15 protein-coding genes are annotated in these 13,404 nt (G+C 59.9%); 8 read left to right on the top strand and 7 right to left on the bottom strand.

What is annotated here, in order from left to right; translation table 11 throughout:
- Window positions 1-6: 6 nt before the first annotated feature.
- Window positions 7-1,188 (bottom strand): cytochrome P450, encoded by a 1,182-nt coding sequence (locus tag ACR0EZ_RS02785; protein ID WP_480610532.1) that lies wholly within the window; start codon window positions 1,186-1,188, stop codon window positions 7-9.
- 47 nt (window positions 1,189-1,235) lie between these two features.
- Between ACR0EZ_RS02785 and ACR0EZ_RS02790 the strand changes: the two genes are divergently transcribed.
- From ACR0EZ_RS02790 to ACR0EZ_RS02810, 5 genes are all read left to right on the top strand, one after another.
- Window positions 1,236-2,969, top strand: coding sequence for a sensor histidine kinase (locus ACR0EZ_RS02790; RefSeq protein WP_480610535.1), 1,734 nt, complete (start codon window positions 1,236-1,238; stop codon window positions 2,967-2,969).
- Window positions 2,966-4,195 (top strand): sigma-54-dependent transcriptional regulator, encoded by a 1,230-nt coding sequence (locus ACR0EZ_RS02795; RefSeq protein ID WP_480610537.1) that lies wholly within the window; start codon window positions 2,966-2,968, stop codon window positions 4,193-4,195. The genes ACR0EZ_RS02790 and ACR0EZ_RS02795 overlap by 4 nt, the downstream gene beginning before the upstream one ends.
- A gap of 366 nt (window positions 4,196-4,561) precedes the next feature.
- Window positions 4,562-5,563, top strand: a complete 1,002-nt coding sequence (locus ACR0EZ_RS02800) for a DctP family TRAP transporter solute-binding subunit (protein WP_480610540.1) — start codon at window positions 4,562-4,564, stop codon at window positions 5,561-5,563.
- A 116-nt stretch (window positions 5,564-5,679) separates the two neighbouring features.
- Window positions 5,680-6,357: a TRAP transporter small permease gene (locus tag ACR0EZ_RS02805; RefSeq protein WP_480610543.1), complete on the top strand. Its 678-nt coding sequence runs from the start codon at window positions 5,680-5,682 to the stop codon at window positions 6,355-6,357.
- Window positions 6,357-7,733: a TRAP transporter large permease gene (locus ACR0EZ_RS02810; protein WP_480610546.1), complete on the top strand. Its 1,377-nt coding sequence runs from the start codon at window positions 6,357-6,359 to the stop codon at window positions 7,731-7,733. Before ACR0EZ_RS02805 ends, ACR0EZ_RS02810 begins: the two co-directional genes overlap by 1 nt.
- Window positions 7,734-7,780: 47 nt before the next feature.
- Here the strand turns inward: ACR0EZ_RS02810 and ACR0EZ_RS02815 are convergent, their stop codons facing one another.
- The gene (locus ACR0EZ_RS02815) at window positions 7,781-8,605 is read right to left on the bottom strand and encodes a hypothetical protein (protein ID WP_480610548.1); all 825 of its coding nucleotides are present in this window, start codon (window positions 8,603-8,605) and stop codon (window positions 7,781-7,783) included.
- Window positions 8,606-8,796: 191 nt separating this feature from the next.
- On the opposite strand from ACR0EZ_RS02815, the gene ACR0EZ_RS02820 reads away from it, so the two are divergent.
- Together ACR0EZ_RS02820 and ACR0EZ_RS02825 are read left to right on the top strand one after the other, a co-directional pair.
- The gene (locus ACR0EZ_RS02820; RefSeq protein ID WP_480610551.1) at window positions 8,797-9,108 is read left to right on the top strand and encodes a DMT family transporter; all 312 of its coding nucleotides are present in this window, start codon (window positions 8,797-8,799) and stop codon (window positions 9,106-9,108) included.
- Window positions 9,109-9,116: 8 nt separating this feature from the next.
- Complete coding sequence (locus ACR0EZ_RS02825; protein ID WP_480610554.1) at window positions 9,117-9,623, top strand: nucleoside deaminase; 507 nt, start codon at window positions 9,117-9,119, stop codon at window positions 9,621-9,623.
- Window positions 9,624-9,625: 2 nt separating this feature from the next.
- Here ACR0EZ_RS02825 and tpiA read toward each other — a convergent pair whose 3' ends face one another.
- Both tpiA and ACR0EZ_RS02835 read right to left on the bottom strand, forming a co-directional pair.
- A complete protein-coding gene (gene tpiA, locus ACR0EZ_RS02830) occupies window positions 9,626-10,375 on the bottom strand; it encodes a triose-phosphate isomerase (RefSeq protein ID WP_480610557.1) in 750 nt (249 codons plus the stop codon).
- 92 nt (window positions 10,376-10,467) lie between these two features.
- Window positions 10,468-10,833: a HesB/IscA family protein gene (locus tag ACR0EZ_RS02835; RefSeq protein ID WP_480610560.1), complete on the bottom strand. Its 366-nt coding sequence runs from the start codon at window positions 10,831-10,833 to the stop codon at window positions 10,468-10,470.
- Between the two features lie 218 nt (window positions 10,834-11,051).
- On the opposite strand from ACR0EZ_RS02835, the gene ACR0EZ_RS02840 reads away from it, so the two are divergent.
- Entirely contained in the window at window positions 11,052-11,393 is a 342-nt protein-coding gene (locus ACR0EZ_RS02840) for a hypothetical protein (RefSeq protein WP_480610563.1), read from the top strand.
- Between the two features lie 229 nt (window positions 11,394-11,622).
- Here the strand turns inward: ACR0EZ_RS02840 and ACR0EZ_RS02845 are convergent, their stop codons facing one another.
- The 3 genes from ACR0EZ_RS02845 to ACR0EZ_RS02855 form a co-directional block, all read right to left on the bottom strand.
- Window positions 11,623-11,985 (bottom strand): SUF system Fe-S cluster assembly protein, encoded by a 363-nt coding sequence (locus tag ACR0EZ_RS02845; protein WP_480610566.1) that lies wholly within the window; start codon window positions 11,983-11,985, stop codon window positions 11,623-11,625.
- 94 nt (window positions 11,986-12,079) lie between these two features.
- Complete coding sequence (locus tag ACR0EZ_RS02850; RefSeq protein ID WP_480610569.1) at window positions 12,080-12,358, bottom strand: NfeD family protein; 279 nt, start codon at window positions 12,356-12,358, stop codon at window positions 12,080-12,082.
- Window positions 12,358-13,248 (bottom strand): SPFH domain-containing protein, encoded by an 891-nt coding sequence (locus ACR0EZ_RS02855; RefSeq protein WP_480610571.1) that lies wholly within the window; start codon window positions 13,246-13,248, stop codon window positions 12,358-12,360. Before ACR0EZ_RS02855 ends, ACR0EZ_RS02850 begins: the two co-directional genes overlap by 1 nt.
- Between the last annotated feature and the right edge of the window lie 156 nt (window positions 13,249-13,404).

Below are 13,404 nucleotides of genomic sequence, written 5' to 3' on the forward strand. Positions count from 1 at the left end.
GTGCGATCAGGTTTGAACCAGCAACCGTGTCAGGCCGTGAAAATGGTAGGTGTTTGAATACTCGGGCGTTTCAGCCAGACGCAGGTTCGGGCATCGTTCAAACAGCAACGGCAAGGCAATGCGCAATTCAAGCCGTGCCAAAGGCGCGCCGACGCAGAAATGCAGGCCACCGCCAAAGCTGGCATTGGTCTGGATCGGGCGCGTGGGATCGAAACTGTTGGGCTGGGGCCACTCTGCAGGGTCCCGGTTGGCGGCCCCCAACAGCAGCGCAACCTGATCCCCGCGTTTGAACTGATGCCCAAAGATTTCAACGTCTTCATAGGCATAGCGTGCGAACATATGAAGCGGCGGGTCATAGCGCAGGATTTCCTCGACGGTATTGTCGATGGCGTCTGTGGTCAGAGGCTGCGCGCCTGTGCCTGAGTCCAGCAGGGTTTTTACGCCGTTCCCCAGTGAATGCACCGTTGCCTCATGCCCCGCATTCAGCAGCAATACACAGGTGGCGATCAACTCGTCATAGGACAGCTTTTCGCCTTCCTCCTCGGCGGCGATCAGGCGGGTGATCAGGTCGTCGCGGGGGGCGGTTCGACGTAGGTCGATGTAGTCCCCAAGGAAATCCGTGAACGCCTGCGAGGATTGCGCAGCGCGATCTTCGATGTCCCGTGACCGCCTTGCTTGGTACATCGCGACCATGTCATGGGACCAGCGCAGAAGTTTTGGGGCCATGTCCTCGGGAACGCCCAAAAGGCGGCAGATAGTGACGACAGGGACCTGCGTGCAATACGCGTGCAGCAGATCGAACGGTTCAGCCGGGAATTGATCGATCAGATCGTGGCACAGCCTTTCGATCGAAGGCGCAAGGTCCGCGATTGCGCGCGAGGTGAACGCCCGCATGACCAGCGCGCGCAGGCGGGTGTGGCGGGGTGGTTCGACCTCAAGCAGCGACAGGTTTTCGACTGCAAGCCACGGGGCCAGATGATCCGGGCCCGGGCGGGCAAGCTCGGGCGGAACTTCCCGGCCAAAGCGTCGATCCTTGAAGAACGTGCTGACCGCCCGGTGGGAAACGGCAGCGATCATGTCGTAATCGCTCCAATACACCAGATCGCCAAAGGCCCGCGCTGTGTCATAAAACGGGTAGGGGTTTTGCACGAAACCGGGATCGGTCGGGGATTGCGACAGCGTCTTCATGCGGCGCAGACTTGCCATATGGCGCGTCGAATGCAAGACCCTAGGATATGCACAGGATTTGGATCATTGCCGGTTTTCTGTTTGCCGTCGGGCTGTTGTCGGCCTCGGTCTGGTCCTACGGCTATCGGCAAGCGCTGTTTCAGCTGAGCGAAAAGGCCGAGGCGGATCTGGAACTGGCCGCGGACCGGCTGAGCACGCAGATGCAGGTTTATCAGGAACTGGCGGTGTTGATGGCAAACCATCCGGCCCTGCGTGATCTGGAAACGCCCGCCCGGCAACAGGTGGCGCGGGCTATGCTGCTGGATGTGGCTGACAAGACGGCGGCGGCCAACATGATGTATCTGGGCCGGACCGGTCAGGTTCTGGTCGCGGCGCAGCCGGTGACGCAGAGCAACATGTCCGATCACCCTGCCTTCCAGCGCGCTTTGCAGGGCGCTATGGGCAGCGCGCATGGGGTCGAGCCGGACAGCGGCGACCGCACCTATTCCTACGCGGCCCCCGCTTTTGGCCCCTCGGGGCAGGTCGAGGGCGCGCTGATGGTCGTCGCGGACGTGCAGGATGTGGAACAAACATGGCGTGGCAGTACCGAGGCGGTGTTTTTTATCGATGGCGACGGGGTTGTCTTTATCTCGAACCGGTCTGATCTGCTGTTCTGGCACCGCGCCGAGGGGCAGCTTGGCCTGACACCGCCCAAGGGTGAGCCGGTCGCGTTTGCCTCTGACCGGGTGGGCGGGCATGAGTTGTGGACGCTGAACTGGGGCCGGTATCTGCCCCGTCACGCGCTGCACCTGACGCTGGACTTGCCGGTGATCGACATGACTGCCGAGGTGCTGGTGGATGTCGCACCGGCCCGACGGCTGGCGGGGTTGCAGGCGGCGACGGTGGCTGCGATCTGTCTGGCCTTCGGTGCGCTGTTGTTTCTGGCGACGGAACGCCGGCGGACGCTGGCGCAGGCGAACGCGGTTCTGGAAAGCCGGGTTGCCAAGCGCACCCGCGACCTGACCGTCGCCAACACCGCCCTGCGTCATGAGGTGGCAGAGCGGCAGGAAGCCGAGGCCGCCTTGAAGCGCGCGCAGGCGGATTTGGTGCAGGCGGGCAAGCTGAGCGCACTGGGCCAGATGTCCGCCGGTATCAGCCATGAACTGAACCAGCCGCTGATGGCGATCCGGCAATTTGCCGACAATGGCACCGCCTTTCTGAGCCGGGGGAATGAGGCCAAGGCTGGAGAGAACCTGGGCCGTATCTCGGACATGGCCGCACGCATGGCGCGGATCATCCGTAACCTGCGCGCCTTTGCGCGCAACGAAAGCGAACCGATGGGCAAGGTCGATCTGGTGCAGGTGCTGAACTCGGCCGTGGAACTGACCGAGACGCGGCTGCGGGACGAGGGCGTGGTGTTGAACTGGAACCCTCCGACCGACCCTGTTTTTGTCTGGGGCGGAGAGGTGCGTCTGGTGCAGGTCTTTGTGAACCTGATCAACAATGCTACCGATGCGATGGTTGGTTCGCCGCGCCGCGAGGTCTCGGTTGAGTTGACCAAGGCACCAAGGCCTCGTGTTTCGGTCGGCGACACCGGGCCAGGGATCGAGGACCCCGACCGGGTATTCGAGCCGTTCTACACCACCAAAAGCGTCGGCACGTCCGAGGGAATGGGGCTGGGCCTGTCAATCTCTTACGGTCTGGTGCAGAGCTTTGGCGGCGACATTCGCGGCAGCAACACGCCCGAAGGGGCAGAGTTCACCGTCGAGCTGGAGCCATGTGAAACGGAGGCCGCCGCATGATGCGAAAGGTTCTTCTGGTCGATGACGATGCCGCCGTTCGAGAAGCCTTGAGTCAAACGCTTGAACTGGCTGAGTACCTGCCTGTCACCGCAGGGTCATTTGTCGCAGCAAAGGATCACATCCGGGCAGATTTTCCGGGCGTGATCGTGTCGGACATTCGGATGCCGGGCCGCGATGGGTTCCACCTGCTGTCCTACGCGCGCGACGTCGATCCCGATCTGCCGGTGATCCTGCTGACCGGGGAGGGTGACATCCCGATGGCCGTGCAGGCGATGGGGCAGGGCGCGTTTGACTTTCTTGAAAAACCCTGTGCCGCATCCGATCTGCTGGCGGTTCTGGAACGGGCGTTTTCGGCCCGGTCTCAGATCATGGAGCAACGCGCGCTGAAATCCGAGCTCGAGCGGGGCGACCCCGCCGCGCGCCTGCTGTTTGGCCTGTCCGATCAGGCCGAGGCCTTGCGCGAACGGGTGCGCACCGTGGCCCCCACCGGGGCCGAGGTGCTTGTGACCGGTCCGGCGGGCAGTGGCATCTCGAAAGTGGCCGAGGTTGTGCATCTGATGTCTCCGGTCGGGCAGGGGCCGTTCGTCAAGCGCCCCGCATCCGGTCTGAGCGCAGACGGCCTTGCGCAAGGGTGCGAGGACGCGGGCGGAGGCTCGCTGTTTCTCGACGAGGTCTCGGCCATGCCGCAGGCCACGCAATACGCGGCGCTGGAACTGATCGAACAAGGGACCGGGGCGCGGATCATCGCGGGGACAACGGCGGACCTGTCCGCTTTGTCCGCCGAAGGGAAATTCAACGCCGATCTCTTTTACCGCCTGGATGTAATGCGCGTGCGCATCCCGTCTTTGGCAGAGCGGCCCGAGGATATCCCGGTGATCTTTCGCCACTATGTCGCTCAGGCCGCCGAACAGGCCGGTATCGCCGAACCGGAAATCTCATCCGACTATCTGGCGGCGCTCATGGCCAGCGATTGGCCGGGAAACGCGCGGTCCCTGATGTCTGCAGCCATGCGGTTCGTTCTTGGCATGCCGGAAGAGGTGACTGAGGCCGCTGATCTTGGATTGAGCGAGCAGATGGCGCGGGTGGAGCGGTCGTTGCTGATTGCCGCGCTGGGGCGGCACAACGGCAAGGCATCGGACGCGGCAAAGGCGCTGAAGCTGCCGCGAAAGACATTCTACGACAAGCTGGCGCGGTACCAGATCAGACCGGAAGACTATCGGCGGTAAGCGAGCACTCCCGCCGCCTAAGGCCGCATTATCATGCGGTTACAGGCGTTGGGCCCGGCAGCCCGCTTACGCGGGCTGCGGTTGGTGCGGGGCGGTTCGGGCGCACATCGGCGGGCCGATTCGAATTTAGTGCGAAAATCCGCACAAACGATTTTTGGGCTGTGCGGGATTCCGCACAGTTTAGGTGAGTGTGGTGTTTTTCGAATCAGTGAAGTTAGGTAAATATCAGATAATAAATGTAAAAACAGATCACCCCTCTTGAGTCCGCAAAATGTTGTGTGAAAGGATTCGATTCGCTTCACTGCCGCCATCCGGCGTGAACCTCGCGCCGATGGGATGAATTCAGGAAGTCTGGGAGGAGATCAGATGAAAGTCCTTACAACAGCCGCGACCGCTCTGGCGCTGTCCGTCACCGCAACCGCAGGTTTTGCGGCCTGCGAAGACGGTGAGATCGTCGTCAAGTTCGCGCATGTGACGAATACCGACAAACACCCCAAGGGGATCGCAGCGTCTTTGCTTGAGCAGCGCGTCAACGACGAGATGCAGGGCGTGATGTGCATGGAGGTCTATCCGAACTCGACGCTCTACAACGACGACAAGGTCCTTGAGGCCATGCTGCAGGGCGATGTGCAACTGGCCGCGCCTTCGCTGTCGAAGTTCGAGAAGTTCACCAAGCAGTTCCGCCTGTTCGACCTGCCGTTCATGTTCAAGAACATCGAAGCGGTTGATGCGTTCCAGGCCTCGGCAGACGGGCAGGCGATGAAAGACAGCATGCAGCGCCGTGGCCTGCAGGGGCTGGCTTTCTGGCACAATGGCATGAAACAGATGTCGGCCAACAAACCTCTGGTCGACCCGACCGATGCGGATGGTCTGAAGTTCCGCGTGCAGTCCTCGGACGTGCTGGTGGCGCAGATGGAAGCCATCGGTGGCAGCCCGCAGAAGATGGCGTTCTCGGAAGTGTACGGTGCGCTGCAGCAAGGCGTTGTGGACGGGCAGGAGAACACCTGGTCCAACATCTACGGCAAGAAGTTCTTCGAGGTGCAGGACGGCATCACCGAAACCAACCACGGCATCATCGACTATCTGGTCGTAACCTCGGTTGACTGGCTGGACAGCCTTGAACCTGACGTGCGCGACCAGTTTCTGACCATTCTGGCCGAAGTGAGCGAGACCCGGAACAAGGAAGCCTTTGCCGTGAACGAAGCGGCCAAAGCCTCGATCACGGATGCCGGTGGCATCATCCGCGAACTGAATCCTGAACAGCGTCAGGCCTGGGTCGATGCGATGAAACCGGTTTGGGACAAGTTCGCCGGTGACGTCGGTCAGGACAAGATCGACGCCGCACAGGCCATCAACGCCGGGTTCTGATCCCGGACCAGGCCGCGCGTCCGGGGACTGGGGAGTTATGGACGCGCAGGCCGGGCGGGCCGGTTAATGGCCCGCCACACTCTACTCTCATCACCAAAAAATGCGGGGACAGAAAGATGTCTGGTGCGAATCCCGGCCATAGCGGGCTGATCGACCATATCGAAGAGACCCTGATTGCGTTGCTTCTTGGCCTGATGACGGTCGTCACCTTTGCCAACGTAATCGCGCGGTTTGTCTTTAATTCCAATATCCTGTGGGCGCTTGAGCTGACAGTGTTCACCTTTGGCTGGCTGGTTCTGCTGGGCGCGTCTTATGCGGTCAAGAAACACGCTCATCTTGGGGTGGACGCGATCTTGAACATGCTTGCACCGGCGCCGCGCCGGATACTGGCGCTGATTGCGGTTGCCTGTTGCCTGGTGTTCTCGCTGCTGATGCTGAAAGGCGCGTATGACTATTGGGCCGTCTTTGCCGATCTGCCGCCCACCTCGGGCCGCTGGTTCCCGACCGGGTTCAACGTCGATGCCCGCAGCCAGAGCTTTTACGAGGTCGACGATATCCCCATGGTCGCGCCGCTGCGGTTTCTGGAAGACCTGATCAACTATGGCGAGGGTTACGAAAAGCTGCCCAAGGTGGTGCCTTATCTGGTGTTGCCGGTGTCGATGCTGCTGCTGGTGATCCGCTTTGCGCAGGTCGCCGTTCAGATTTGGCGTGGTGAGGCGGATCGTCTGGTCGCCAGCCACGAGGTCGAGGACGAGATCGAAGAAGTGCGCGCGCAGCAGGGAGGGCATGACTGATGGACGTTATCCTTCTCTTCTCGATGGTCATTGGCCTGCTGCTGATCGGGGTTCCGATTGCGGTGGCTCTGGGCCTTAGTTCGACCTTGTTCCTGCTGATCTATTCCGACAGTTCGCTGGCCTCGGTCGCGGGTACGTTGTTCGAGGCGTTCGAGGGTCACTTTACCCTGCTGGCGATCCCGTTCTTCATTCTGGCCTCGTCCTTCATGACGACGGGCGGCGTGGCGCGGCGGATTATCCGGTTCTCGATTGCCTGTGTCGGGCATCTGCCGGGCGGATTGGCGATTGCGGGTGTGTTTGCCTGTATGCTGTTTGCGGCGCTGTCGGGGTCGTCTCCGGCGACTGTTGTGGCCATCGGCTCCATCGTCATCGCCGGGATGCGGCAGGTGGGCTATTCCAAGGAATTTGCCGCCGGTGTGATCTGTAACGCCGGGACGCTGGGCATCCTGATCCCACCGTCGATCGTGATGGTGGTTTACGCGGCAGCGGTCGAGGTGTCGGTCGGGCGGATGTTCCTTGCGGGTGTCATTCCGGGCCTGATGGCGGGTCTGATGCTGATGATCACAATCTATGTCATGGCCAAGGTCAAGAACCTGCCCAAGGGCGACTGGAAAGGCTGGGGCGAGGTCTTTACCTCGGCGCGCGAGGCCGCGTGGGGCCTGTTCCTGATCGTGATCATTCTGGGCGGTATCTACGGCGGTATCTTTACCCCGACCGAGGCCGCTGCGGTGGCCGCCGTCTACGCCTTCCTCATTGCCAGCTTCGTCTACAAAGACATGGGCCCGCTGAGCACGGAAGAGGGGCAGCAGAACCTGCCGCTGATCAAGAAGCCTTACGCATTGGTTACGGCGTTCTTCCACCCCGACACCAAGCACACGCTGTTCGAGGCCGGCAAGCTGACCGTGACCCTGCTGTTCGTCATCGCCAACGCGCTGATCCTGAAGCATGTGCTGACCGATGAGCAGGTGCCGCAACACATTGCCAGCGCCATGCTGTCGGCTGGTCTGGGGCCGGTGACCTTCCTGATCGTGGTAAACGTGATCCTGCTGATCGGCGGTCAGTTCATGGAGCCCTCGGGCCTGCTGGTCATCGTCGCGCCGCTGGTGTTCCCGATTGCCATCGAGCTGGGCATCGATCCAATCCATCTGGGCATTATCATGGTGGTCAACATGGAGATCGGGATGATCACCCCTCCGGTCGGGCTGAACCTGTTCGTGACCTCGGGCGTGGCGGGTATGCCGATGATGGGCGTTGTGCGCGCCGCGCTGCCGTTTCTGGCAGTCCTGTTCGTGTTCCTGATCATGGTGACATATATCCCGTGGATATCGACCTTCCTGCCCAACACCTTTATGGGCCCCGAGATCATAACGAACTAGCCATCTGAACCTGAGCTGGACCGGATCTCCGGTCCGGCTCGACCGCCTTAGTTGCCGTATTTCAGCAAGTAATCCTCGACCCAACGAATGGCGCCAAAGCCCTGCCGCCTGTTGGTGCCCCCATGACCGACATTGGCCCCGACCACTTCCTGCGGCTTTGGATGGCCATTGAAGATTACGATCTTTGGGCGTTTCGGCCTTTTTTTGTATTTCCGCACTATCAACCCAAACGGCCAATAGGAAACCAGGTGGATAATCCCGATGCACCAGTCCTTGGGATAGCACTTTCGGTCATGGGCCAAGGCCGAGAAGTAGTTCTGATCGTTCTCAAACTGTGAAACATCGCGGGCCGCAGTGAACCCATCGTATAGATGGAACTGCTGCTGAGGCACATAGCCGACTACCGAGGAATTGCCACGTGTGACCATGTTCATTAGCCGGGGCATCCTGTCCCAGATGACCGCAGGGATCATACGCCAGACGAAACCCCGGAACTTGGGCATAAGGAAAAGCCCGCCCTGATTTTTCACGATCGTCAGCAATGGGGCAAGATTGCCCGTCACCAGCAGATCGAGGTCAAGAAACAGAGCCGCCTCATAGCCTCCGACAATCCGGCGGTCGAACATCAGAAGCTTCGGCCATTTTCCATGCACCCATTGCGACTGCTCCATTTCAGGGAAATTCAAATGATGCCTTTTGATATCCGGGTCGAGATCCCGCCCGTCATCGGTGATGCAAATGAAGTCGTGATCCAGCGACAGGTGATCCCATACGGCGCGATATAGCATGTTTACGTCATCGGCACCAAAGGCGGTGCCCCATTTCATGCAAACAACGCAGGTCCTTGGTCCTTGCCCGTTGGAGCCGCCCATACCCGTTCTCCCGAAGATTGCACGCGACGCAGTGCAGAGTTTCGCGACGGATAAACCGGTAACGTAACCGTTAGGTGAAATAGCGCAGACTCTTGAATGCGGGGTTGTCGATCTTATCTGTGGTGCTGAGGACGACCTCCCCATCTCGGGTGATCATTCGGGACGACCCGAACCGACGCGAGGTATCCTTGATGGCCTGGATTTTTCTTCTTTTTGCTGGCTTGCTTGAAATCGTCTGGGCGGTTGCGATGAAGCAATCGGCCGGGTTCACGCGGCTGTGGCCGACCGCGATCATGGGCGTGTCGATGGTGGGATCGTTCGGATTGCTGGCACTGGCGATGCGGACGCTGCCGCTGGGCACGGCTTATGTGATCTGGACCGGCATCGGCGCGGTTGGTGCGTTCCTGGTGGGCGCGATGCTGCTGGGTGAGGCGTTGACTCCGATGCGCATGGTGGCTGCGTCCCTGATCATTTCGGGGATGATCGCCATGAAATTGGCCTGAGCCGATGATTGACGGGGCCGTGGCGGTTGGGCAGGCTTGGGTTGCAAATAGCGACCGAGGCCCCGAACATGCTGACCGAAACCGATACCCGCCTGCTGCGCATCGCCTATGAGGAAGCAAAATCCGGGTTTGATGAGGGCGGGTGCCCCATCGGCTCGGTTCTGGCGCGGGGTGGCAAGGTGGTTGCGCAGGGCCGCAATCAGCGCGTTCAGCGCGGTGACCCGATTGCGCATGGTGAAATGGACGCGCTGCGCAAGGCCGGGCGGCAAAAGACCTATCGTGACACTGTGCTGTATACCTCGCTGTCGCCCTGCATGATGTGCGCCGGTACGATCGTGCAGTTCGGCATCCCGCGCGTGGTCATCGGCGATACGAAGAACTTCGGCGGCAACGAGGATTTCCTGCGCGAACGCGGGGTCGAGGTGATCCTTGCGGAAGACCCCGATTGCATCGCCCTGATGCGGCGTTTTATCGAAGAAAAGCCCGAACTATGGGCCGAGGACATCGCAGAATAGGCTCAGACGCTTTCCAGCGCCTCAATAATTCCTGAAAAATCCTTGGCCTTCAGGCTGGCGCCACCGACCAGCGCACCGTCAACGTTCGAAACTTGAAATATATCGCGGGCGTTGCCGGGTTTGACCGATCCGCCATACAGCAGCCGCACCGAACGGCCCACGCCTTCGCCAAAACGGCGTTCCAGACGGGCGCGGATGAAATCGTGAACCTCTCCGATCTCTTCCAATGTCGGGACTTTGCCGGTGCCTATGGCCCAGATCGGTTCATAGGCAACGATCAGGTTTTCTCCGGTCGACTGATCCGGGATCGATCCGGACATCTGGCCGCCGATGATGTCCAGCGTATTTGCCGCTTCGCGCTGTTCCAGACTTTCCCCGACGCAGATGATGGCCTTCAATCCCGCATCCATGGCCGCGCGGGCCTTGGCGCGGACGTCTTCGTTCTGCTCACCATGATCCACGCGCCGTTCCGAATGCCCAAGGATGACGGCGCTTGCCCCTGCATCCAAAAGCATCCCGGCGCTGAGGTCCCCGGTATGGGCGCCCGAGGTTTCGGCGTGGCAATCCTGCCCGCCGATATCGATCCCGGTGCCATTCGTGGCCGAAGCCGCGCGATGCACCAGAGTCGCCGGGGGGCAGATCAGGATATCGACCGAGGGCGAGGGGTGGCTTTGCGCCAGCGCGTCAAGCTCGCCAAGCGCTGCGCCGGTTCCGTTCATCTTCCAGTTTCCAGCAGCCAGCTTACGCCGCATATCCGTTTCTCCCTGATTGTTCGGTCGTTTAGGGACTCGGATAGCACCCCCGGTCACGGGTTACAATTATGGTTGCTGTGTATGGGTAAACGTCAGCCTTGCTGTGCCAGGCTTTCGTCGAACTTGATGGATTCGCCGCAGCCACAGGCATCGACCACATTCGGGTTCTTGAATTTGAACCCGGATTCGAGCAGCGACACTTCATAATCGATCTCGGTCCCGAACAGGAACATCTGAGCCATAGGGGCGATCATCACGCGCGCGCCATCCTGTTCGACCACCTCGTCGTGCAGGTCGGCCTCATCAACATATTCCATGGTGTATTCCATGCCCGCGCAGCCGCCCTTCTTGACGCCAATGCGCAGCCCGGCATGGCCGCCAGAGTTCATCAGGCGGGCAATCTGCTCAGCAGCCTTGGGCGTCATGGTCACGGCTTGTTTGCCGGGAATTCCGAACATGGTGGTCTCCGTTGTCGCGCGTCGTCTCTAATTTAAGGCTGCTATACGGCATGCTCAAGCCTGCGCGATGCTGCGGGGCGAATTTTAAGCGCAGCATGGCGTGAGAATATCCGCGGAAGCATTCCTTGCCTTTCAGGCACGGATGGACATAGCCTGACGTCAAAGCGAGTGTTCTGGTCCACGAAACGCCAATTGCTTTCCGAGAAAGGTTAAATGAAATGAGTGCAGTAGGACGTAAACCTAAAGTTCTGAACAGTGTCGGTCTGGCGGTCTTTGCGGCAGCTATTGCCTGGACCGGAACGGTATCAGCAGCGACCGACGAGAAAACGCACCCGGTCAATTGCGCAACGGCCGAGGGTGACCTGCGCGCCATTGCGGCAGAAAAGAAGCATGCGCAGGATCAACAGGTGGAAAGTGTTGCTGCACTCACGCCGGCAGGCGCGTTGTTGGGCTTGATCACGGGCACCGAGAACAAAAGATTGCAAATGTTGTCAGGGGATTACGTCAAGAAACTTGACGAACGTGCAGCCGAGATCAAAGCCACCTGTGGTGTCGAGTAACGCCACAGCCCAAAGAAAAGGACCGTTCTCGGGCAAGAACGGTCCGTATTCGGGGCCATCGGTATTATGGGGGCGGCTGTAAAGTGATCGGCCCGGTGCAACCAAGGCTGAAATCGAATCTACGCCGTCGGTGCGCCATATGTGTCGGGCAGAACCGTGACAGAGAATGCACAGAAGGGTAACAGGTTAATTACCGTTTTATGACAATGCGTTGCGCCGTCAGATGCGTTTACATAAAGCCCAGTTCCAGCCGGGCTTCGTCGGACATCATCTCCATGCCCCAGGGCGGCTCCCACGTCAGTTCGACGTCCACCTCTTTGACGCCCGCTACGGGTTCGATGGCCTCCATGATCCAGCCGGGCATTTCGCCGGCAACGGGGCAACCGGGTGCCGTCAGAGTCATGATCACCTTGACTGCATTGTCCTTGGTGATGTCGATCGTGTAGATCAGACCAAGATCATAGATATTAACTGGGATTTCAGGATCATAGACCGTTCGGCATGCCTCGACCACCGGTTCGTACAGGGGATGTTCAATCGTTGATGGCGCGATCAGCGGTGTGCCTTCAAACTGTTCACTCGGATGAGTCATTGGTGCCTCGGGTCAGTTGCCTGAGTGATTATATAGGGAATACCCGCGACAGCGTCCAGAGGTGCGGTGGTGCCCGAACAGGGCACCCACCAGATCAATCGTTGATATCATGCTCGAAGGTTTTCACCTGACCATGCGGCAGGGCGAACATCCGGCGCAAAATCAGCCAAGCGGCCAGGGACAGCACTGCGAAAACCAGCAGCAGGATCGGCAGTGAGGGCACAACACCGGGGACAACCAGTATTAGGCCAGTGATTGCCGCGCCGATGGCGAAGCCAAGGAAGATGAAGCCCGGCAGCACGACCTCGAGTATTCCCAGCGCCAGCGCGGCGGCCAGCCAGATCCACCAGGTGAGCCAGAAGGAGTCTGCCATCATTTACCTCCTCTAAGCATCTTGAACGCATCGCCAAAGGCTTCAAGGGCGTTTGCAGGCACAACGATGGTTTGGCTGCCGTTGCCGTTGCCCAGCGCGTTCAGGGATTCGACCTGTTTCAGCGCCACTTGATATTGCGCAGCCTCGATGCCGTTGTCCTGAATGGCCTTGGCAACCACGCCGGTGGCGTAAGCTTCGGCCTCGGCCTGAATACGGCGGGCTTTGGCGGTTTGCTCGGCGGCGTACAGCTCGGCATCGGCATTCAGCTCGACGGCCCGTTTCTGGCCCTCGGCCTCGGTCACCTGCGCGCGGCGGGCGCGTTCGGCGTTCAACTGCTGCAGCATCGCATCGCGGGTGGCCTGATCCAGGTTCACGTCCAGAATCTCGGCCCGCGTTACCTCGATCCCCCAGTCGTCCACGGCTGTTTCGACGCTTTCCTGAATGCGGGTAATCAGTTGGGCGCGGTTCGATTGCACCTCGTCCAGGTCCATCTTACCGATTTCGGCACGGACGATCCCGGCAACAGTCGTCGCAATCGCACCGTCCACGTCACGGATACGGTAGACCGTCTTTTCCGGTTCCAGAATACGGTAAAAGACTGAGGTGTCGATCTGCACCAGCACGTTGTCCTTGGTGATTGCGTCCTGCGTTGCATTCGGCAACTGGCGTTCAAGGATAGATATCTTGTGGCGCGCAACATCCAGAAACGGAACGATAAAATTGATACCCGGGCCAAGGACCGAGTGCAAACGTCCGAACCGTTCGACCACGTATTTCTCGGATTGCGGAACGATCTTGATCCCTTTGAAAATAACGATGACCACCAGTGCGGCGGCCAGCAGGTAAATGATGTTTGACGAAAGTAGTCCGATAATCATCTCTTCGTTCATATCTGCCCTCTTTTGTTGTGTACGATAGTATACATATGTGGGTTGAGTCGCCCGTTTTCAACTCTGGTATGGATGGAAACAGGCGCGATTCAAGTGTGAAAAGGGAGTGGTGCGGGGCAGTAGTCAGGTGCTGTGACCGCTTTGCATCCCGGGGTG

The organism is Ruegeria sp. AK4 (assembly GCF_056541025.1).

Excerpts from the sequence above, each read along its gene's own strand:
- ACR0EZ_RS02785 (WP_480610532.1), bottom strand. The coding sequence starts at position 1,188 with ATGAAGACGCTGTCGCAATCCCCGACCGATCCCGGTTTCGTGCAAAAC.
- ACR0EZ_RS02790 (WP_480610535.1), top strand. The coding sequence starts at position 1,236 with ATGCACAGGATTTGGATCATTGCCGGTTTTCTGTTTGCCGTCGGGCTG.
- ACR0EZ_RS02795 (WP_480610537.1), top strand. The coding sequence starts at position 2,966 with ATGATGCGAAAGGTTCTTCTGGTCGATGACGATGCCGCCGTTCGAGAA.
- ACR0EZ_RS02800 (WP_480610540.1), top strand. The coding sequence starts at position 4,562 with ATGAAAGTCCTTACAACAGCCGCGACCGCTCTGGCGCTGTCCGTCACC.
- ACR0EZ_RS02805 (WP_480610543.1), top strand. The coding sequence starts at position 5,680 with ATGTCTGGTGCGAATCCCGGCCATAGCGGGCTGATCGACCATATCGAA.
- ACR0EZ_RS02810 (WP_480610546.1), top strand. The coding sequence starts at position 6,357 with ATGGACGTTATCCTTCTCTTCTCGATGGTCATTGGCCTGCTGCTGATC.
- ACR0EZ_RS02815 (WP_480610548.1), bottom strand. The coding sequence starts at position 8,605 with ATGGGCGGCTCCAACGGGCAAGGACCAAGGACCTGCGTTGTTTGCATG.
- ACR0EZ_RS02820 (WP_480610551.1), top strand. The coding sequence starts at position 8,797 with ATGGCCTGGATTTTTCTTCTTTTTGCTGGCTTGCTTGAAATCGTCTGG.
- tpiA (WP_480610557.1), bottom strand. The coding sequence starts at position 10,375 with ATGCGGCGTAAGCTGGCTGCTGGAAACTGGAAGATGAACGGAACCGGC.
- ACR0EZ_RS02835 (WP_480610560.1), bottom strand. The coding sequence starts at position 10,833 with ATGTTCGGAATTCCCGGCAAACAAGCCGTGACCATGACGCCCAAGGCT.
- ACR0EZ_RS02840 (WP_480610563.1), top strand. The coding sequence starts at position 11,052 with ATGAGTGCAGTAGGACGTAAACCTAAAGTTCTGAACAGTGTCGGTCTG.
- ACR0EZ_RS02845 (WP_480610566.1), bottom strand. The coding sequence starts at position 11,985 with ATGACTCATCCGAGTGAACAGTTTGAAGGCACACCGCTGATCGCGCCA.
- ACR0EZ_RS02850 (WP_480610569.1), bottom strand. The coding sequence starts at position 12,358 with ATGGCAGACTCCTTCTGGCTCACCTGGTGGATCTGGCTGGCCGCCGCG.
- ACR0EZ_RS02855 (WP_480610571.1), bottom strand. The coding sequence starts at position 13,248 with ATGAACGAAGAGATGATTATCGGACTACTTTCGTCAAACATCATTTAC.